The sequence below is a fragment of the Stutzerimonas stutzeri genome (assembly GCF_038561965.1).
Taxonomy (GTDB): domain Bacteria; phylum Pseudomonadota; class Gammaproteobacteria; order Pseudomonadales; family Pseudomonadaceae; genus Stutzerimonas; species Stutzerimonas stutzeri_AA.
The window spans coordinates 1,872,622-1,891,218 of sequence record NZ_CP139348.1 but is presented as its reverse complement, the minus strand read 5'-3'; the positions used below and the strand labels follow the sequence as shown (position 1 = coordinate 1,891,218).

General features: G+C 60.7%; 18 protein-coding genes. 9 read left to right on the top strand and 9 right to left on the bottom strand.

Annotation, left to right across the window (positions count from 1 at the left end):
* Positions 1 to 26 precede the first annotated feature (26 nt).
* Positions 27 to 938, top strand: coding sequence for a DMT family transporter (locus SM130_RS08755; RefSeq protein ID WP_102823707.1), 912 nt, complete (start codon positions 27 to 29; stop codon positions 936 to 938).
* A gap of 24 nt (positions 939 to 962) precedes the next feature.
* Here SM130_RS08755 and cysK read toward each other — a convergent pair whose 3' ends face one another.
* The gene (gene cysK, locus SM130_RS08750; protein ID WP_102823898.1) at positions 963 to 1,937 is read right to left on the bottom strand and encodes a cysteine synthase A; all 975 of its coding nucleotides are present in this window, start codon (positions 1,935 to 1,937) and stop codon (positions 963 to 965) included.
* A 123-nt stretch (positions 1,938 to 2,060) separates the two neighbouring features.
* On the opposite strand from cysK, the gene SM130_RS08745 reads away from it, so the two are divergent.
* The 4 genes from SM130_RS08745 to SM130_RS08730 all read left to right on the top strand — a co-directional run bounded on the left by SM130_RS08745 (position 2,061) and on the right by SM130_RS08730 (position 5,805).
* Positions 2,061 to 3,131 (top strand): DUF748 domain-containing protein, encoded by a 1,071-nt coding sequence (locus SM130_RS08745; protein ID WP_102823706.1) that lies wholly within the window; start codon positions 2,061 to 2,063, stop codon positions 3,129 to 3,131.
* A 144-nt stretch (positions 3,132 to 3,275) separates the two neighbouring features.
* Positions 3,276 to 4,124, top strand: a complete 849-nt coding sequence (locus SM130_RS08740; RefSeq protein ID WP_102823705.1) for an AAA family ATPase — start codon at positions 3,276 to 3,278, stop codon at positions 4,122 to 4,124.
* A 49-nt stretch (positions 4,125 to 4,173) separates the two neighbouring features.
* A complete protein-coding gene (locus SM130_RS08735) occupies positions 4,174 to 4,578 on the top strand; it encodes a GFA family protein (RefSeq protein ID WP_102823704.1) in 405 nt (134 codons plus the stop codon).
* A 48-nt stretch (positions 4,579 to 4,626) separates the two neighbouring features.
* The gene (locus tag SM130_RS08730; protein WP_102823703.1) at positions 4,627 to 5,805 is read left to right on the top strand and encodes a vWA domain-containing protein; all 1,179 of its coding nucleotides are present in this window, start codon (positions 4,627 to 4,629) and stop codon (positions 5,803 to 5,805) included.
* Positions 5,806 to 5,878: 73 nt separating this feature from the next.
* On the opposite strand, the gene SM130_RS08725 is transcribed toward SM130_RS08730, so the two are convergent.
* The 3 genes from SM130_RS08725 to SM130_RS08715 are packed head-to-tail and all read right to left on the bottom strand — an operon-like array spanning position 5,879 to position 7,684.
* Positions 5,879 to 6,394 (bottom strand): DUF2937 family protein, encoded by a 516-nt coding sequence (locus SM130_RS08725; protein ID WP_102823702.1) that lies wholly within the window; start codon positions 6,392 to 6,394, stop codon positions 5,879 to 5,881.
* Positions 6,388 to 7,170 (bottom strand): class II glutamine amidotransferase, encoded by a 783-nt coding sequence (locus tag SM130_RS08720; protein ID WP_102823701.1) that lies wholly within the window; start codon positions 7,168 to 7,170, stop codon positions 6,388 to 6,390. The genes SM130_RS08725 and SM130_RS08720 overlap by 7 nt, the downstream gene beginning before the upstream one ends.
* A gap of 37 nt (positions 7,171 to 7,207) precedes the next feature.
* Positions 7,208 to 7,684, bottom strand: coding sequence for an MFS transporter (locus tag SM130_RS08715; RefSeq protein ID WP_102823700.1), 477 nt, complete (start codon positions 7,682 to 7,684; stop codon positions 7,208 to 7,210).
* 199 nt (positions 7,685 to 7,883) lie between these two features.
* On the opposite strand from SM130_RS08715, the gene SM130_RS08710 reads away from it, so the two are divergent.
* A complete protein-coding gene (locus SM130_RS08710) occupies positions 7,884 to 8,324 on the top strand; it encodes a universal stress protein (RefSeq protein WP_102823699.1) in 441 nt (146 codons plus the stop codon).
* Positions 8,325 to 8,371: 47 nt separating this feature from the next.
* On the opposite strand, the gene SM130_RS08705 is transcribed toward SM130_RS08710, so the two are convergent.
* Positions 8,372 to 9,064, bottom strand: coding sequence for a DUF6901 family protein (locus SM130_RS08705; protein WP_102823698.1), 693 nt, complete (start codon positions 9,062 to 9,064; stop codon positions 8,372 to 8,374).
* A gap of 119 nt (positions 9,065 to 9,183) precedes the next feature.
* On the bottom strand, positions 9,184 to 11,094 hold the full coding sequence (locus SM130_RS08700; protein ID WP_102823697.1) for an ATP-binding cassette domain-containing protein: 1,911 nt from the start codon (positions 11,092 to 11,094) through the stop codon (positions 9,184 to 9,186).
* A 290-nt stretch (positions 11,095 to 11,384) separates the two neighbouring features.
* Between SM130_RS08700 and SM130_RS08695 the strand changes: the two genes are divergently transcribed.
* On the top strand, positions 11,385 to 13,307 hold the full coding sequence (locus SM130_RS08695; protein WP_102823696.1) for a transglycosylase SLT domain-containing protein: 1,923 nt from the start codon (positions 11,385 to 11,387) through the stop codon (positions 13,305 to 13,307).
* A 43-nt stretch (positions 13,308 to 13,350) separates the two neighbouring features.
* On the opposite strand, the gene SM130_RS08690 is transcribed toward SM130_RS08695, so the two are convergent.
* From SM130_RS08690 to yegS, 3 genes are all read right to left on the bottom strand, one after another.
* Positions 13,351 to 14,151 carry an MOSC domain-containing protein gene (locus SM130_RS08690; RefSeq protein WP_102823695.1) on the bottom strand — a complete coding sequence of 267 codons (801 nt, stop codon included), beginning with the start codon at positions 14,149 to 14,151 and terminating at the stop codon, positions 13,351 to 13,353.
* Between the two features lie 78 nt (positions 14,152 to 14,229).
* Positions 14,230 to 15,162, bottom strand: coding sequence for a chemotaxis protein CheV (locus tag SM130_RS08685; RefSeq protein WP_102823694.1), 933 nt, complete (start codon positions 15,160 to 15,162; stop codon positions 14,230 to 14,232).
* A 133-nt stretch (positions 15,163 to 15,295) separates the two neighbouring features.
* Positions 15,296 to 16,189, bottom strand: a complete 894-nt coding sequence (yegS, locus tag SM130_RS08680; protein ID WP_102823693.1) for a lipid kinase YegS — start codon at positions 16,187 to 16,189, stop codon at positions 15,296 to 15,298.
* 375 nt (positions 16,190 to 16,564) lie between these two features.
* On the opposite strand from yegS, the gene SM130_RS08675 reads away from it, so the two are divergent.
* Together SM130_RS08675 and SM130_RS08670 are read left to right on the top strand one after the other, a co-directional pair.
* Complete coding sequence (locus SM130_RS08675) at positions 16,565 to 17,992, top strand: undecaprenyl-phosphate glucose phosphotransferase (protein ID WP_102823692.1); 1,428 nt, start codon at positions 16,565 to 16,567, stop codon at positions 17,990 to 17,992.
* 157 nt (positions 17,993 to 18,149) lie between these two features.
* Entirely contained in the window at positions 18,150 to 18,587 is a 438-nt protein-coding gene (locus SM130_RS08670; RefSeq protein ID WP_102823691.1) for a low molecular weight protein-tyrosine-phosphatase, read from the top strand.
* The last annotated feature ends 10 nt before the right edge of the window (positions 18,588 to 18,597 follow it).

Genomic DNA, 18,597 nt, shown 5'->3' with positions numbered 1-18,597 from the left:
AGCTCCTTTTGGTGGAAAGCCGCCCCATGCGCCCACTCGACATGTTCCGCCTGCTCGCCCTCGCCGCCATCTGGGGTGCGAGTTTTCTCTTCATGCGAGTCATCGCGCCGGTGCTCGGCACCTTTCCTACGGCGTTCTTTCGCGTGCTGCTGGCGACGGCCGGGCTGCTGGTGATCCTCGCCCTGCTCCGCACACGCTGGGATTTTCGCGGCAAGTTCGGCTTATGCATGATGCTAGGGGTGATTAATTCAGGCATACCCTTCGCCCTGTATGCAGTGGCCGCGCAACTGGTGCCGGCCGGCTATTCGGCCATCTTCAACGCCACCACGCCGATGATGGGCGTGCTGATCGGCGGATTGTTCTTCGCCGAGGAGCTGACCTTGGCCAAGTGGCTCGGTGTATTCAGCGGACTGGGCGGCGTAGCGCTGCTGATGCGCATCGGACCGGTGCCCTTCGATATGGGTTTGCTGTTGGGCGCGCTGGCCTGCCTGGGCGCCACCGCCTGCTATGGCTTCGGCGGCTTTCTTACGCGTCGCTGGATCAACCGGGACGGCGGACTGAACAGCGAGATGGTCGCATTCGGCAGCCAGGCCGGCGCAGCACTTTGCCTGTTACCGCTGTTCGGGTTGTCACTGCTGAACGCCTCGCCGACGAGCTGGGGCGACACCAGGGTCTGGCTGAGTCTGCTTGGGCTGGGGCTGGTCTGTACCGCGTTCGCCTACATCCTTTACTTCCGGTTGCTGGCGGATATCGGGCCGGTAAAAACCCTGACGGTGACGTTTCTGATTCCACCGTTCGGCGTGCTATGGGGCGTACTGTTTCTCGATGAGCCACTGTCCTGGGCGTACGTTCAGGGCGGTGCACTGATTGCGCTGGCGTTGTGGCTGATCCTGCGCCAGGCTCCTGCCGCCCTACCGGCCGAAGCGCGACGCGGCTGATTTGCTCAGCCGCGTCGCAACGCCTTACTGGACCAGTTCCTGGTCGCTGAACATGTCACTGAACAGCATGCTGGAGAGGTAGCGTTCGCCCGAGTCCGGCAGGATCACCACGATGTTCTTGCCCTGCATTTCGGGACGTTCGGCCAGGCGAACCGCAGCCGCCATCGCCGCGCCGCAGGAAATTCCACAGAGAATGCCCTCCTCGCGCATCAGCCGCAGGGACATCTGCTTGGCCTCCTCGTCATCGACCAGCTCGACCCGATCAACTATCGAAAGATCGAGATTCTTTGGTACGAAGCCGGCGCCGATACCCTGGATCTTGTGCGGGCTGGGTTTGACCTCATCACCTGCAAGGGTCTGGCTGATCACCGGCGAGCTGGTCGGCTCCACGGCCACGCTGATGATCTGCTTGCCCTTGGTGTTCTTGATATAACGCGAGACACCGGTGATGGTGCCACCGGTCCCGACTCCGGCCACCAGCACGTCGATGCTGCCGTCGGTGTCGTTCCAGATCTCCGGGCCGGTAGTCTTTTCATGGATAGACGGGTTGGACGGGTTCTCGAACTGCTGCGGCATGTAGTACTGCTCGGGATTCGAGGCGGCAATCTCGGCGGCCTTTTCGATCGCTCCCTTCATGCCCTTGGCCGGCTCGGTAAGCACCAGTTCGGCACCAAGAGCTTTCAGCACCTTGCGCCGCTCGAGGCTCATGGAAGCCGGCATGGTGAGCATGAGCTTGTAACCGCGTGCAGCAGCAACGAATGCCAGACCGATACCCGTGTTGCCCGAGGTCGGCTCGACCAGCGTCATGCCCGGCTTGATCCGGCCACTGTCCTCGGCATCCCAGATCATCCCGGCGCCGATGCGACATTTCACTGAATAGGCGGGGTTACGGCCCTCAATCTTGGCCATGATGGTAACGCCCTTGGGGCCCAGGCGATTGATCATTACCAGTGGGGTGTTGCCGATGGAGCGTGCGTTGTCTGCGAATATGCGACTCATGGGAATGCCCTGTCCGAGGAGTATCAGACCAATCAGCCTATGCGCAGTCCATGCGACAGTCCAGCCGAACTCACAGCCGCCACCCGGGTCAATCGTCAACATCCAGCACATCCCCGGACTGCCATGACCCGTCGCCTGCTTCCCCTGTGGATCCTGCTCTCGATTGGCCTGCTGCTGCTCCTGTTGCATGTCGCCCTGCCTCATCTGGTACGCAATTACCTGAACGAGAAAATGGCGGACATGGGCGACTATACGGGCCACGTCGAAGACGTCGACCTCGCCTGGTGGCGCGGCGCTTACCGTGTCGAAGGTCTGCTGATCGAGAAGAAGGACAAGCGCGTACAGGCGCCGCTGCTGAAGGCGCCTGTGATTGATATCGCCATCAGCTGGGATGGCATCCTGACTCACCGCGAAATCTTCGGCGGAGTTGTTTTCAACGAGCCGCATCTGAATTTCGTCGATGGTGGTGACAGCGGCGACTCGCAAAATGGCGAAGGCGTCGACTGGCGTGATCAGCTCGATGCGTTGGTGCCAATCACCCTCAACGAAATCCGCGTAGTTGACGGCCAACTGTCGTTCCGCAACTTCACTTCCGATCCACAGGTACACGTCTACGCCAGCGACATCCAGGCCAGCCTGTACAACCTGACCAACACCGACGATGCCGACGGCACCCGGACCGCCCTTTTCGAGGGCAATGGCAAGCTGTTCAATCAGGCGCCCATCGAAGCGACAGCCAGCTTCGACCCATTCACCGACTGGGAAGATTTCGAGGTCAACCTGCGTGTCACTGGCGTGCCGCTCAAACAGCTGAACGACCTCAGCCGTGCCTATGCCAATTTCGATTTTGCCGGCGGAACGGGTGATCTCGTCGTCGAAGTTCAGGCCAGCGACAGTCAGCTCGACGGTTACATCAAGCCACTGCTACGCGACGTCGATATTTTCGATTACGAACAGGACGTCAAGAACGAGGACAAGGGCTTTCTACGCGGACTTTGGGAAGCAGTTGTCGGCGGCGGTCAGGAAGTGCTGAAGAATCAGCGTAAGGATCAGTTCGCCACTCGAGTCGAATTGTCCGGCACTACCAAGGAAACCGACATCAGTCCGTTTCAGGCCTTCGTTGCAATACTGCGCAACGCGTTCGTCGAGGCCTTCACAGCGCGCTTCGAAAGCTCGCTCGCGGAGGACGAATGACAGCTGGGCGTCACCAGAAATGCACGCACGGACATTCAGTGACTGAATGATGCGCTCGCGTTCACAGTCGCACGGCCTTCCCTTATAGTCGTCCACCTGACTACAACGAGTGCCTGCGTGCCAGGCCCGCCGAAGGAATCCGCAATGAAATTCGAAGGCACCCAGTCCTACGTCGCCACCGACGACCTGAAACTTGCGGTCAACGCCGCCATCACCCTGCAGCGCCCACTGCTGGTCAAAGGCGAGCCTGGTACCGGCAAGACCATGCTGGCTGAGCAACTGGCCGAGTCCTTCGGCGCCCGGCTCATCACCTGGCATATCAAGTCCACCACCAAGGCGCATCAAGGCCTTTACGAATACGATGCGGTGAGCCGCCTGCGTGACTCGCAGCTCGGCGTGGACAAAGTCCACGATGTGAAGAACTACATCAAGAAAGGCAAACTGTGGGAGGCCTTCGAGAGCGAGGAGCGGGTCATCCTGCTGATCGATGAAATCGACAAGGCTGATATCGAGTTCCCCAACGACCTGTTGCAGGAACTCGACAAGATGGAGTTCTACGTCTACGAGACCAACGAAACCATCAAGGCCACCCAGCGGCCAATCATCATCATCACTTCGAACAATGAGAAGGAGCTGCCGGACGCCTTCCTGCGCCGCTGCTTCTTCCACTACATCGCTTTCCCCGATCGCGAGACGCTGCAGCGCATCGTCGATGTGCATTACCCGGACATCAAGAAAGATCTGGTCAGCGAGGCGCTGGACGTGTTCTTCGATGTGCGCAAGGTCCCCGGCCTGAAGAAAAAACCCTCCACGTCCGAACTGGTCGACTGGTTGAAGCTGCTAATGGCCGACAACATTGGCGAGGCCGTCCTGCGCGAACGCGACCCAACCCGGGCGATCCCGCCGTTGGCCGGCGCGCTGGTGAAGAACGAGCAGGACGTGATGCTGCTGGAGCGTCTAGCCTTCATGAGTCGGCGTGCCAACAGCCGCTGATCGACGCCGGCTTCGGTGAGCCGGCCGCGAACTCACTGGAGGAAGAACCATGCAAACGCATACCGGTAGTTGCCTGTGCGGTGTCGTGCGCTATCGCATCGACGCGCCCATCAATGAGCTGACCCATTGCCACTGCAAGATGTGCCGCAAGGCCCACGGTGCCGCTTTCGCCACTTACGCGAGCGTGCCTCTTGATGCCTTCCACTTCATGTCCGGCAAGGACCAGCTGGGCGTCTATCACTCTTCCGATCACGTGACGCGCACCTTCTGCATCCGCTGTGGCTCGAATCTGCAGTTCGTCGACAACCGCGAACATGAGCTCGGGATTGCCGCAGGCACCCTCGACTCACCGCTGCCGGAGCCGCCGCAATCGCATATCTACGTCGACTCCAAGGCCGACTGGTACGAAATTCGCGACGGGATGCCCCAACACAACGGCGACAGCCCCAGCTGAGCGCCCCGAACATTGCGCACCACTCGCGGTGCGCCAGAGGTTTTCTGCATGCTGCTTGGCCTGTTCAATGAGATGCGCGCCGCCAAGGTGCCGGTATCGGTACGCGAACTGCTGGACTTGATCGATGCGCTCAAGCACCGCGTCGTGTTCGCCGACATGGACGAGTTCTATTTCCTCGCGCGCACGGTGATGGTCAAGGACGAACGTCACTTCGACAAGTTCGACCGGGCCTTCGGTGCCTATTTCAAGGGCTTGGAAAACCTCGACCAGCACCTCGAAGCGCTGATTCCCGAAGACTGGCTGCGCAAGGAATTCGAGCGCAGCCTGACCGATGAAGAACGCGCGCAGATCCAGTCCCTCGGCGGCCTGGACAAGCTGATCGAGGAATTCAAAAAACGTCTCGAGGAACAGAAGGAGCGCCACGCCGGCGGCAACAAATGGATCGGCACCGGCGGTACCAGCCCGTTTGGCTCAGGCGGCTACAACCCCGAAGGCATTCGCATTGGCGATGCCGGCAAGCGCCAGGGCAAGGCGGTCAAGGTCTGGGACCAGCGCGAATACAGGAACCTCGACGATCAGGTCGAATTGGGCACGCGCAACATCAAGATCGCCCTGCGCCGTCTGCGCAAGTTTGCGCGCCAGGGCGCGGCGGACGAACTGGACATCGACGGCACCATCGACCACACCGCGCGTGATGCCGGCCTGCTCAACATCCAGATGCGCCCGGAGCGGCGTAATGCGGTGAAGCTGCTGATCCTGTTCGATATCGGCGGATCGATGGACGCCCACGTCAAGGTCTGCGAGGAACTGTTCTCTGCCTGCAAGACTGAGTTCAAGCACCTTGAGTATTTCTACTTCCACAATTTCATCTACGAATCGGTGTGGAAGAACAACTTCCGCCGCACCTCGGAGCGCACCTCGACGCTGGATCTGCTGCACAAGTACGGCGCCGATTACAAAGTGGTCTTTGTCGGTGACGCAGCGATGGCGCCCTATGAAGTCACCCAGCCGGGTGGCAGCGTCGAGCACTGGAACGAGGAAGCCGGCTACGTCTGGATGCAGCGCTTCATGGAGAAGTACAAGAAGCTCATCTGGATCAACCCCTACCCCAAGGACACCTGGGGCTACACCACCTCAACCGGCATCATCCGTGAGCTGGTCGAGGAACGGATGTATCCGCTGACCTTGAGCGGCCTCGAGGACGGCATGAAGTTTCTCGCCAAGTGACGTGACGGGCTGCGGATGGAATCCCGCAGTGTGTCAGCAGTAACGTCTGCCGAACGGCAAACGTAGCCGCCGGTCAGCGATACGACTTGTAGCGTCGCGCTCGCGATCTGAATGGAAAGCTAGCCGCCAACAGCAGGCTTTCCAGCAGCCAAGCCAGCAGCAGCGCGCAGCTCAATCCCCAGGCGATGGCTTCCGGGGCGAGCAAAACCTGGAATCGGTAACTGCTCCATACCTGCGCTCGCAAGCTGCGCTCGGCGCCCAGCAGTACGTGGACGGCACGCGCGTACCAGGGCCGCTGCATCGCCTGCCACTCACGCTCCAGCAGTCGCGCGCGGCTCACCAGCTGCTCGACGCTTTGCGCATCGCTCTGGAACACCGGATCGTCACTGCCTCGATAGTGCTGAACCAGCGCGTCCATATCACCATTGAAGTACCGTCGCGCCGTCTCCTGAAAGCCCTGCAACCCCTGCTGTGCCTCCAGGCGTCGTGCTTCCACATGCTGGGCATAGGCCTCGATAAAGCCAGGGACCTGAATGCCTACCAACAGGCCGAAGGTAAACAAGGTCAGCCGCAAGTAGCTTCTCAACATTCGGTCACTTTCCCTTGGGCGATGCATTCGCCGAGACGCCACAAGCTCCATTGGCCGGGCTCGTGCAATGTCCACTGCTCGTTATTGGTCAGCGGTTCGGTGGCCAGAACGGTGACGACATCATCGGGAGTGGTTTCGGCGTGGAAGTTCACGGTCAGCTCGGCATCACGAAGTTGAGCCGGGCCAAACGGAGCGCGCCGGGTGATCTCTGCGAGCTTGGTGCTGCAGAAGCTGAACAGCCACTCACCATTGCTCAGCAGGCAATTGAATACGCCCTTGCGACGGTACTCGACACAGGCGCCCAGCAGTACGGGCAGCAGACTTTCGGGTGCGCAGCGGTCAGGAAAGTCCAGACGGATACGGTTCAGCAAATCGCAAAAAGCGCGCTCGCTGTCGGTGTCGCCAACCGGGCGGTAGGTGCCCTTCGGCGGCTCGAAATCTGAGAGCTGGCCGTTGTGAGCGAAGCACCAGTGCTGCCCCCAGAGTTCACGAACGAAAGGATGTGTATTGACCAGGGAAACCTTGCCGACGTTGGCATGACGAATATGGCCAATCACCACCTCACTCTTGATCAGGTAGCGCTGCACCATTTTTGCCACTTCGGACTCGCAGCTGGCTACCGGATCCTGGAACAACCGCAGGCCGCGACCTTCATAGAAAGCGATGCCCCAGCCGTCCTTGTGTGGCCCGGTCTTACCGCCGCGCTGCATCAGGCCGGTAAAGCTGAATACGATATCGGTGGGAACGTTGGCGCTCATGCCAAGCAGCTCGCACATGCGTCATCTCCCGATGGTTTCTGACTCGTTCGCTCGATTAGAGCCGCGGTTCGGTGCGCATCTGCCCACGCGACGGTGCGTAATCGCGCTCATAGTCATCGTCGTCCTGATCTTCCATTCGTTCGCGTAGCGTTCGGCTATCTTCATCCGCTGCCTGGTTTTCGCTGCGTCGCCCATACTTGCGCTCGATCGGCCAACGAATGGCGACCAAAAGCAGATACAAGCCGAAGGCGATCATCCCGTACATCGCCAGGTCTGCCACGGCGCGCCAGGCGTTGTTCCCCACCTTGAACGCCAGATCCATGGCAGTAATGGCCACAGCAGGCGCGAACAGTTCCTTCGCCGGGTCGACGATGGTGGGCGTAAACAACAACACAGCCACGATCAGGCGCAGCGGTTCGCGCAGCCACCGCCACATCCAGCGCGTCACACGGAACCAGAACAACAGGCACCCGAGTGCTGCAATCCCGTACAGGGTCCAGGCGAGCGAATAGTCGGAGTCGAACATCGGCATGGCGTTTTCTCGATACAGCACGCGGCAACAAAGGCGGCCATGATAGCAGCCAGTGCCCCCTCCCCGTCATTGATGGTGACAACAAGCCACTGGCGGACCCACGAGCAAGATCGTATAAACCTCTTAAACGAAAGGGTAATCCCCATACCGCCGGACCGGCCACGGACTCTGGCAACCGGCACGAAGGAGAAAGCACACCATGCCCTACCAACACATCCTGGTCGCCATCGACCTGACCGAAGAATGCCATCCCGTCGTCGCGCGCGCGCAGGTGCTTGCCAGTACCTCTGGCGCCAAGCTGAGCCTGGTGCATATCATCGAGCCTATGGCCATGGCCTTCGGCGGCGATGTGCCCATGGACCTATCGATGCTTCAGCAACAGCAATTCGACCAGGCTCGCGGGCGTATGAACGGCTTTGCAGACAGCTACCCGGGCCTGGCCCCGGAGAACCGTCATCTCGCCTACGGGCAGCCGCGTCAGGAAGTACACCGCCTGGCTAAGGAGCAGGCCTGCGATCTGATCGTAGTAGGCAGTCACGGGCGCCATGGACTTGCCCTGCTGCTGGGCTCGACGGCAAACGACATCCTGCACGGCGCGCCCTGCGATGTGCTGGCGGTACGCCTGAAGAAGGCCGAATAGAAAGAGTCGCTGCGCAGAGTGCAGGTGCTTTGCGCAGCGATCTAAAGTCAGATGGCCTCCACACCCTCGCCCGCGCTCATGACCAGCGGGCGTATCTTCTGCAGCTGGGTCTCGAGCGAGTACGTCAGGCTCGACGACATGGAGAAGAACGTCAGAAATGCCTTGAGGTTGGAGTCAGCGTGGCAGGTATCGTGAATGCGCTGCCAGAACGCCTGATTGACCAGCTGCAACTGCTGGAACGAACGCACCAACCCGCGCAGCTCCCAATCGGCATGCCGCCCCTCGCGCAAGTTGAAGTATTGCCGAGCCAGGTATAGCGACACCGCCCGCAGCACGAACTCGTGGTTGCTGGCAAACGGCAAATGCTGCTTGGCCATAGGCTTGAGCCGAGCGAGCACCGGACAAGCGCTGGTCGCCATGATCACCCCAAGCAACGCGCGCAGCCCCTCGTCCAGCCCAACCTGTTTAGTGTACTCACGCTCCGGCGTGCGCACCCAGACCAATGCCTTTTTCACCGCCGGCAGGCCTTGGAAATCTTCGATGACCCGGTGCAGGTCGACCGCGGCAGGGCAATGACTGAAATCGTCTTTGCTCAGTGGGCAATTCGAACACCGCTGATGCTCCAGACGAGTCCACTTCGGCGCTTGCGCGGCGACCTCCCTGTCGTACTCACGATCCAGTTCGATCCGGTAACTGAAGTCGTGCTCATCATCCAGAGTAATGCGGTATTCGATTGCCATTGAAGCTCCATCATGACTGCATGATCCGATGCGGATACTTAACTACGCGCCAGCAAGCTGGGCATTGATCCATCTCATAAGCCGTGATCGAGACCCGTTTCACCGCGTCACCTTCGCCGTTACGCCTCGAGTTCCGCCCAGCGTTCTAGCAGGCCGTCGAGTTCTGCCTGCAGTGCCTCGATACGACTCAGTACGGCAGCGGTTGCCTCGGCCGGTTGCTGATAGAACCCCGGATCGGAGATCTGCGCCTGTAACGCCTCGATAGCCTTTTCCGCTTCGTCGATCTGGCCAGGCAAAGCCTCCAGCTCGCGCTGTAGCTTGTAGCTGAGCTTCTTCTTAGCCGGCGCGACCTCGGCAACCACTGGAGCGGCCGATGCCTGTTGGGCTTTCTTCGCATCCTTCGCTTCGCCGCCGGACTCGGCAACACCCAGCAAGCGCGGCGAACCGCCCTGACGCAGCCAATCTTGATACCCGCCAACGTACTCGCGCACCTCACCGCCGCCCTGGAACACCAGCGTGCTCGTGACGACATTGTCGAGGAAGGCCCGGTCGTGGCTCACCATCAGCACAGTACCCTGGAAACCAAGCAGCACTTCTTCGAGCAACTCGAGCGTTTCCACATCGAGGTCGTTGGTCGGTTCGTCGAGCACCAGCAGGTTGGCCGGCTTGCTGAAAAGCTTGGCGAGCAAGAGCCGTGCCCGCTCACCTCCAGACAGCGCCTTGACCGGCGTCCGAGCCCGTTGCGGACTGAACAGGAAGTCGCCTAGATAGCTCAGCACATGGCGGTTCTGGCCATCGATGGTAATGAACTCGCGGCCCTCGGCGAGGTTGTCGACCACGGTCTTTTCCAGCTCCAGCTGGTGACGCAATTGGTCGAAATACGCCACTTCGAGTTTGGTGCCGAACTCGATGGAACCGCTGCTTGGATGCAGTTCGCCAAGCAGCAGCTTGAGCAAGGTGGTCTTGCCGGTGCCGTTGGCGCCCAGCAAGCCGATGCGGTCGCCACGCTGGATGACCATGGAAAAGTCCTGAATCAGTGGCTCGCCACCAACGTGGGCGAACGACACATGTTCAGCGACGATGACCTGCTTGCCAGATTTGTCCGCCGTTTCCACCTGAAACGTCGCCTTGCCCTGCACATTACGGCGTTCACTGCGTTCCGCACGCAGCGCCTTGAGCGCCCGCACACGGCCTTCATTGCGGGTGCGACGCGCCTTGATGCCCTGGCGAATCCACACTTCCTCCTGCGCCAGCTTCTTGTCGAACAGCGCGTTGGCAGTTTCCTCAGCCGCGAGCTGCTGCTCCTTGTGCACCAGGAAACTGGCGTAGTCGCCATTCCAGTCGATCAGATGGCCACGATCCAGCTCGATAATGCGGGTTGCCAGGTTCTGCAGGAATGCCCGGTCGTGGGTGATGAACAGCACGGCACCGTTGAAGCCAAGAAGCGCCTCTTCCAGCCAGGCGATGGCACCAATATCCAAGTGGTTGGTGGGCTCGTCGAGCAGCAGCAGATCGGGCTCGGACACCAGCGCCTGGGCCAGCAATACGCGGCGGCGCCAGCCACCGGACAACTCGGCGAGCGTTCGGTCGGCGGGCAGCTGCAGGCGGCTCAGGGTACTGTCGACCAGCTGCTGCAAGCGCCAGCCATCCTTTGCCTCGAGCGCCTGCTGCACGTGCATCAGCTTGTCGAGATCAGCTTCGTTCTGGATGTTCTGGCTCAGGTGATGGTACTCGGCGAGCAACTCGCCAACCCCGGATAGACCCTCGGCGACCACGTCGAAGACGGTGCGGTCATCCGCACGCGGCAGCTCCTGTGGCAGCTCGCCGATCTTCAGGCCAGGAGCACGCCAGATTTCACCATCGTCGGCGCTACGATCGCCCTTTACCAGGCGCAGCATGCTGGATTTGCCGGTGCCGTTGCGGCCGATGATGCAGACCCGCTCACCCCGCGCGATCTGCCAGGACACGCCGTCCAGCAACGGCGTGGTGCCATAGGCGAGGGATACATCGGTGAACTTGAGCAGGGTCATGACTACCTCCGGAAAACAGGGCGCGCATTCTAGCAGATAGCTGTCGTCTGCCTGCTGTGAGCGCCGTTTTATCGGCCGTACGGCCTGCATTGCTGCCCCTCTGCACAAGGGCTGAGCCGTGCGCGGCTACGTACGCTCGTCGGAAGAGCGCGTTTGTTTGTTACCGGAGCTTAATGCGCGTTTAACTGGCCGGTGCGGCAGGCTAAGCTAGCCGCTGCAGCAAGCCGCTTCCTGTGCCGTTCGCGCAGCAGGCTGCCTGTCTTATCAATGCCCCGTTTTACGGATGTACCATGCGCGGCCGACTCTCCAGTTTGTGTTTCTGCCTGTTTGTTTCAACCATCGGCCTGGATGCTTCCGCCGCCAGCCTCAGTCAACAACGCCAGTACTACGACGAGGCCAAACAGGCCCTCGCCAAAGGCGACAGCGGACCGTACCGCCGCTATCAGAGCGCCCTGCGCGACTATCCGCTGGAGCCGTATCTCGCCTATGACGAGCTGACTCATCGCTTGAAGTCCGCCAGTAATCAGGAGGTCGAGAAGTTTCTCGCCGAGCACGGCGACCTGCCACAGATCAGCTGGATGAAGCTGCGCTGGCTGCGCCTGCTGGCGGCACGTGGCGATTGGCAGACCTTCACTCGTTATTACGATCCGAAGATGAACTTCACCGAACTGGACTGCCTGTTCGGTCAGTATCAGTTGCGCAACGACATGCCCGGCGCTGACGCCACGGCCGAGCGGCTGTGGCTGGTCGGCAAGTCGCAGCACAATTCCTGCGACCCTTTGTTCGAACTGTGGGAAGCCAAGGGGCTGCTGACCGAAGAGCGACGCTGGAAACGCACCAAGCTGGCCGTGGAAAGTGCCAACTACAGCGTCGCCAGCTTTCTGGTGAAACGCCTGCCCACGCTGCAGAGCCAAGGCCAGCTGATGATCGACGTCGCGCAGAAACCACAGATGCTGCGCCAGCCAGAGCGCTTTGCGCCGACCAGCCCAGCGATGGCAGATGTCGTATCGATCGGTCTGCGGCGTCTGGCGCGCCAGGACCCCGAACAGGCATTGAGTCTGCTCGACGGCTACGCGCGCCGCTTTGCCTTCTCGCCCGAGGAAAAGGTCGCCATCGCACGGCAGATCGGGCTGACCCTGGCCAAGCGCTTCGATGCCCGCGCGCTAAAGGTGATGGCCGAGTATGACCCTGAGCTACGCGATAACACCGTCACCGAGTGGCGCACCCGCCTGCTGCTGCGCCAGGGCCAGTGGGACGAAGCCTACAAGCTGACCCAGCGCTTCCCGGAAGACCTGGCGAACACCAACCGCTGGCGCTACTGGCAGGCGCGCAGCCTGCAGCTGGCCAAACCCGAAAGCAAACAGGCGGCGGCGCTCTATCAACCAGTGGCGCAGGAGCGAGACTTCTACGGTTTTCTCTCCGCAGACCGCATCCAGGCCCCGTACAAGCTGAACCATCAGCCGCTGGCCCTCGATTCGAAAGTCGTGCAGAAAGTGCGCAATGCCGCCGGTATTCGCCGTGCACTGGAGTTTCATGACCGCGGACAGATCGTCGATGGACGCCGCGAGTGGTACCACGTCAGCCGGCTGTTCAGCCGTGACGAGATGGTCGCGCAAGCCCGCATCGCCTATGAAAAGGAATGGTACTTCCCGGCAATCCGCACCATCAGCCAGGCGCAGTACTGGGACGACCTGGACATCCGCTTCCCCATGGCCCATCGCAACGCACTGGTCCAGGCTTCACGTGCGCGCGAGATCCATCCCAGCTGGGCGTTCGCCGTCACCCGACAGGAAAGCGCATTCATGGCCGATGCCCGCTCGCACGTCGGGGCCACCGGCCTGATGCAGCTCATGCCCGCCACTGCCAAGGAAACAGCCAAGCGCTTCAACATTCCGCTGGCCTCACCGCAGCAGGTGCTCAACCCCACTACCAACATCCAGCTGGGTACCGCTTATCTCAGCCAGATCTACGGACAGTTCAACGGCAACCGCGTGCTTGCCTCGGCCGCCTACAATGCCGGCCCCGGTCGCGTCCGCCAGTGGCTGCGCAATGCCGAGCATCTGTCGTTCGATGTGTGGGTGGAGAACATCCCGTTCGACGAGACCCGTCAGTACGTACAGAACGTGCTGACCTATTCGGTCATTTATGGGCAGAAGCTGAATTCACCGCAGCCATTGGTGGAGTGGCACGAGCGCTATTTCGAATCGCAATAGACGAGTACCAGGCCGATGGCAGGCGCGGGCCTGCCATCGGCCGTCAGGCAAGCACTTCCACCGGTGCGCCCACAGCCAGTTCGCCGGTGCCTTCAGCGATCAGATTCTGCCCGAAGAACACCCCGCCCTGGCCTTTGCGATACGACAGCAGCGTATTCAGCGGTTCACGATCCGGCTCGCGCTCCGCAGTTAATGGGTCGAGCGTGGGAATGACGCAGCGTGAACAGGGCTTGACGACACGAAAGGTGAGCTCACCGATACGGATGCGCTTCCAGCTATCCTCCGCGTAAGCTTCCGCGCCGCTGACTACCAGGTTCGGACGAAAGCGCAGCATATCCAGTGGGCGCCCAACCCGGCGGATCAGATCATCCAGCGATGCCTGGCCGATAAGCAGAAACGGGAACCCATCACTGAACGCCGTGCACTCACCCAGCCGCGCAAAATCCAGATCCACCTGAATACCGTCGTCCAGCGGCAGATATACCAGTCGACAGGGCTGCTCGAGAAACGCCGACAGCCAGGCGGCTGCCGCCTCACCGGCGTCTGGCACCACGGCATTGGAACTCCAGATCTGCACGCAGCGCATCTCTCGAGCATCGGGCACCGGCACCAGCAGTTCCTGCATGTCCGGTGCAGCCAGCCGCAGGATCGTTTCGCCCTGCCAGCGCGCTTGCAGCAGCGCCATTCTGGACGCCACACGCTGAGTGAGAAAGCGCCCGGTTCCGGCGGCAACCACCATCCAGCGCCGATCGCCAACCAGGCCCAGGGCATCACTGGCGCAACGTTGCAGCGATTCGCCAGCGCCCGATTTGAGTGGAAAGCGGTAGAGCGATGAGAGATGCATACCACGCCTCCAGCAGGGGGAAGCGCAGCAGCATATCAGGGCTCGGCTGTGCTATCAGCAGCCGGTGGGAGAGTACGATCAGTCCTGCTCGTCCAGCTTCAGGCGCTCCTGAATCACATCCACGAGCTTTTCCGGCTGGAACTTGGAAAGGAAGTTGTCGCAGCCGACCTTCTGCACCATCGCCAAGTTGAAGTTGCCGGACAAAGAGGTATGCAGCACGACGTATAGATCGCGCAGACGCGGATCGTGGCGTATCTCGGTCGTTAGCCGATAGCCATCCATTTCCGGCATCTCAGCATCGGTGAAAACCATCAGCAGCTTGTCGGTCAGCACCTCGCCGGCGTCGGCCCATGCTTTGAGCATGTTCAGGCCCTTGAGCCCGTCGCTTGCGGTGTGGATTTTCAAGCCGAGCTGGCTGAGCGTTTCACGCAACTGCGACAGCGCAACGGTCGAGTCGTCGACGCAGAGCACTTCACGTCCCCGGGCGCGCTCGAGTATCGGCTCGGCCAGGCGCTCGGCGGAGATGCTGGTGTCATAAGGCACGATTTCGGCGAGCACCTTCTCCACGTCGATCACTTCCACCAGTTCGTCGTCTACCTTGGTGATCGACGTCAAGTAGTGTTGGCGACCCGCAGTGGTGGGCGGCGGCATGACCGCTTCCCAGTTGAGGTTGACGATGCGGTCCACGCCACCGACCAGGAAGGCCTGCACGGTGCGGTTGTACTCGGTGACGATGATCGTGCTGCGCTCATCAGGCACCAGCGGCCGCAAGCCGATAGCCCTGGAAAGATCGATTACCGGCAGAGTCTGGCCGCGTAGATTCACCACGCCGCAAACCGAGCCGTGTCGATGAGGCATGAGCGTCATCTTTGGCAGCTGGACGACTTCCTGGACCTTGAAGACGTTAATGGCGAACTTTTGCCGCCCGCCAAGCCGGAACATGAGAATTTCCAGGCGATTTTGCCCGACGAGGCGGGTACGTTGATCGACTGAATCGAGAATGCCGGCCATTTACAGGCTCCTTGGGAAGACGTGTCAGAAGGCATATCGGCCGCGTCTCCCTCGCCTTTATGTACCGCCTGTATTTTTTTCAATCCCATGACGCCGTAGGAGCCTCCGCCCGCCTCGATCGATTGCGCAAACCTCACCCGAGCAACGGGGTCGCGGCGGGCAGATGCATTCGAAGAGCACCAGCACGCACCTCGAATCGCAAGTGAGCACCGGTAAAAGGCTCGCCATCCAGATTGACGTTGATCGCCGTCGGCGCTTCGACCTCAAGCCAAGGCATCCGCGCGCTGACCGAAACTGCGTCGACTCCCAGTAGCCCACCGCTCAACAATGTCCCCAGGGTGCCGACCGCATCGGCCGGTGCCGGCACGATGCACAGATCCAGCATCCCATCGTTGATCATCGCCTGTGGGCACAGGAGCTGGCCGCCACCGGCTTGCCTTCCATTGCCGATTCCGAGGGCGAGAAACTCTCCTTCCCACTCGAACCCAGGCCCCCTGAAGCGACCGCGTGCCGAATGCACTTCGGCAAAGCGCGTCAGCCCGGTCAATAGATAGGCACCGCCTCCAAGCATGCGCTTGAGGTCTTCAGAAGTGCTGGCGGTGACCTTCGAGCCGAAGCCCCCGGTGGCCATGTTGACGAATGGCTCTCCGTTCATTTCACCGATATCGATCAACTGCGCCGGCTCATCCAGCAGTGCCAGCGCATCGAATGGTTCCAGCGGAATTCCGGCGGCCTTGGCGAAGTCGTTCGCGCTACCGAGCGGCATCAAGGCGAGGCTCGCCTGTGCCTTGGACGCAAGCATCGCTTCAGCCACCTCGCGCAGCGTGCCGTCCCCTCCACCGGCGATCAGTGTCGGGTATCCCGCGTCCAACGCCTCCATGACCAGGCGTTGCGCATCACCCGGCTCCCAGGTGACCCGCACCGCGAGATCCCAGCCATATTCGCGCTGCTGCCTCACAGCCTCGCGTACCTCATCGTTCAGCGCCTGTTTTCCGTGCAGTATCAGCAGCGCCCTGGTATCGCTCATGGCCGTTCATTCCTAGAAGTTCGCTCCGCAGCATAGGACAGAGACCACGGACGGAAGTTGTGCCCAGCAAGCGCGACGGTATTAATCCAAATGTTCGATAAATCGCGCCGCCGGTCACTACGGCCTGCCTGATTAGCCCTCCCAGAGCCCCTTGCTCATTGCTCAAAGCCCTTTCAAAACAGCTATTTGCGGGCTTTCTGGCAGTTCGCTCATTTTTTTGGCAGCGCGCTGACTGGTACTGAACTCATCCCGAGAGGCACGGTCGGAGCAGGAGTCCCGATCACGGTTGCGATGGCGGCCTGCTATCAATCCCCCGCGTACCGCGGCGATTAATTCGAGATTTGAGCCAGCTTTGAGCTGAGGATGGAGCCTTGTATGCGCGTACAGTCAGTTGGAACCCTTGAATTTGCTCACCCGAGTTTCGTCGATTACTTCCTCGCCAGTATCCGGCTGATACACGGCCTCACCGCCATCCTGCCAGGACTCCTCCTGATGGCATTCATGGATCTGCCCACCAGCGGCACGTTCAGCGCCTTCCTCGGGTTCTTCGCAGTACTCAGCATCGTCATCTTCCAGACCGCTGGCATCTACAGCGAAGAAGTGTTCAGTACGCTGCTGCGCTTTCGGGTAATGATCATCGCCTGGGCTGCGGCGTTCAGCTTTCTGGTTTTCATGCATCAAGGGATGGGGATGTTCGGCTACCTGGAAGCCAAGCACCTGTCGTTCTGGTTCTTCACCAGCACCGTCCTCTTCGGCGCAGAGCGCTTGGCAATGCTCGCCCTGTTCCGTCGACTCATGGCGCGTGGCATGTTCCTGCAGAACGCCGTGATCCTGGGCGGCACCGATAACGGCATACGCGTCGCCGAGTACTTGCAGAACCACCGCGACATCCGCACCGGCGTACTCGGCTTCATCGATGACCGCCTGGAGCGTCTACCCAAGGAGCTGGCCAACCTGCCGCTACTGGGCAATACCCGTGACCTGGAACAAATGATCCGTGAGGAGAAAGTCACCCAGGTGCTGGTCGCCCTGCCCTGGTTCGCCGACAGCCGGATCGGCCAGCTGATCGCCGAACTGCGCAAGCTGCCGGTAAACGTTCTGTTGGTGCCCGATATGGTCGCCTTCCGCCATGCCGACAAGCGCATCACCGAGATCGGCGGCTTGCCAACCCTTAGTGCGTCGGACCTGCCGCTACGCGGATGGTCGCCGATGTTCAAACGCCTGGAAGACATCGTCATTTCCAGCATCGCACTGCTCGCCGCTGCTCCGGTCATGCTGGCGATCGCCCTGGCTATCAAGATCGATTCACCCGGCCCGGTGCTCTTCAAGCAGAAGCGATACGGCTACAACAACCGCCTGATCGAAGTCTTCAAGTTTCGCTCGATGTACCACGAGAAATCCGACGCCAACGCTGATCGACAAACCACGCGGGGCGACGACCGCATTACACGTGTGGGCCGCTTCATCCGCAAAACCAGTCTCGACGAGCTGCCCCAGCTGCTGAACGTCTTCCTTGGCAGCATGTCTATGGTCGGCCCCCGCCCACACGCGACAGCGACGAAAGCGGCGGGCGTACTGTTCGAAGACGCCGTGGCCGAGTACTCCGCACGCCATCGGGTCAAGCCAGGCATTACCGGCTGGGCGCAGATCAACGGCTATCGAGGCGAAACCGACACGTTGGAAAAAATCGAAAAGCGCGTCGAGTTCGACCTCGACTATATCGAGCGCTGGTCGGTCTGGTTCGATCTCTACATCCTCGTCCGCACCCCGCCAGCACTGATCTTCAACAAGGATGTGTACTGATCGAGGCACGCTCTGCGCGCCGCCGAAAAGACTGGAAAAAGCCACGCCGCACAAAGGCGTGGCAGGAAGGAACTAATGACTCTCCCCAAAATCTCACATTCGTTCACCGCGGGCCGCACCCCGACGGCTGCGAACCTGCAGCCACGAGGTTGAACCCATGTTCAAGAACATCTTGATCGTCTGTGTCGGAAACATCTGCCGAAGCCCAGCAGCCGAGGCGTTGTTCACGCACAGGCTACGCGGCCACGACCTGACGATCAGCTCGGCAGGAATTGGTGCACTAGTAGGTAACCCAATGGACAAGACCGCCCATGAAGTACTGCAGGACAACGGGCTAGAACTCCCGACTCACTGCGCGCGCCAGGTCGACAGCCATATGTTGCACCAGGCGGACCTGATCCTAGCGATGGAGCATAGCCACATTCAGCACATACGCCAGATCGCCCCCGAGGTGCACGGCAAAACGTTTCTCGTTGGTAAATGGCAGGACGACCTCGAAATTCCAGACCCGTACCGCCAATCCAAACCCGCTTTTGAACATGTCCACAATCTCCTGACGAAATCCGTCGAGAGCTGGCTTCCTTACCTGAAATGAAGAAGGAACT

Coding starts and splice junctions, on each gene's coding strand:
- SM130_RS08755 (WP_102823707.1), top strand. CDS start 27: ATGCGCCCACTCGACATGTTCCGCCTGCTCGCCCTCGCCGCCATCTGG.
- cysK (WP_102823898.1), bottom strand. CDS start 1,937: ATGAGTCGCATATTCGCAGACAACGCACGCTCCATCGGCAACACCCCA.
- SM130_RS08745 (WP_102823706.1), top strand. CDS start 2,061: ATGACCCGTCGCCTGCTTCCCCTGTGGATCCTGCTCTCGATTGGCCTG.
- SM130_RS08740 (WP_102823705.1), top strand. CDS start 3,276: ATGAAATTCGAAGGCACCCAGTCCTACGTCGCCACCGACGACCTGAAA.
- SM130_RS08735 (WP_102823704.1), top strand. CDS start 4,174: ATGCAAACGCATACCGGTAGTTGCCTGTGCGGTGTCGTGCGCTATCGC.
- SM130_RS08730 (WP_102823703.1), top strand. CDS start 4,627: ATGCTGCTTGGCCTGTTCAATGAGATGCGCGCCGCCAAGGTGCCGGTA.
- SM130_RS08725 (WP_102823702.1), bottom strand. CDS start 6,394: ATGTTGAGAAGCTACTTGCGGCTGACCTTGTTTACCTTCGGCCTGTTG.
- SM130_RS08720 (WP_102823701.1), bottom strand. CDS start 7,170: ATGTGCGAGCTGCTTGGCATGAGCGCCAACGTTCCCACCGATATCGTA.
- SM130_RS08715 (WP_102823700.1), bottom strand. CDS start 7,684: ATGCCGATGTTCGACTCCGACTATTCGCTCGCCTGGACCCTGTACGGG.
- SM130_RS08710 (WP_102823699.1), top strand. CDS start 7,884: ATGCCCTACCAACACATCCTGGTCGCCATCGACCTGACCGAAGAATGC.
- SM130_RS08705 (WP_102823698.1), bottom strand. CDS start 9,064: ATGGCAATCGAATACCGCATTACTCTGGATGATGAGCACGACTTCAGT.
- SM130_RS08700 (WP_102823697.1), bottom strand. CDS start 11,094: ATGACCCTGCTCAAGTTCACCGATGTATCCCTCGCCTATGGCACCACG.
- SM130_RS08695 (WP_102823696.1), top strand. CDS start 11,385: ATGCGCGGCCGACTCTCCAGTTTGTGTTTCTGCCTGTTTGTTTCAACC.
- SM130_RS08690 (WP_102823695.1), bottom strand. CDS start 14,151: ATGCATCTCTCATCGCTCTACCGCTTTCCACTCAAATCGGGCGCTGGC.
- SM130_RS08685 (WP_102823694.1), bottom strand. CDS start 15,162: ATGGCCGGCATTCTCGATTCAGTCGATCAACGTACCCGCCTCGTCGGG.
- yegS (WP_102823693.1), bottom strand. CDS start 16,189: ATGAGCGATACCAGGGCGCTGCTGATACTGCACGGAAAACAGGCGCTG.
- SM130_RS08675 (WP_102823692.1), top strand. CDS start 16,565: ATGCGCGTACAGTCAGTTGGAACCCTTGAATTTGCTCACCCGAGTTTC.
- SM130_RS08670 (WP_102823691.1), top strand. CDS start 18,150: ATGTTCAAGAACATCTTGATCGTCTGTGTCGGAAACATCTGCCGAAGC.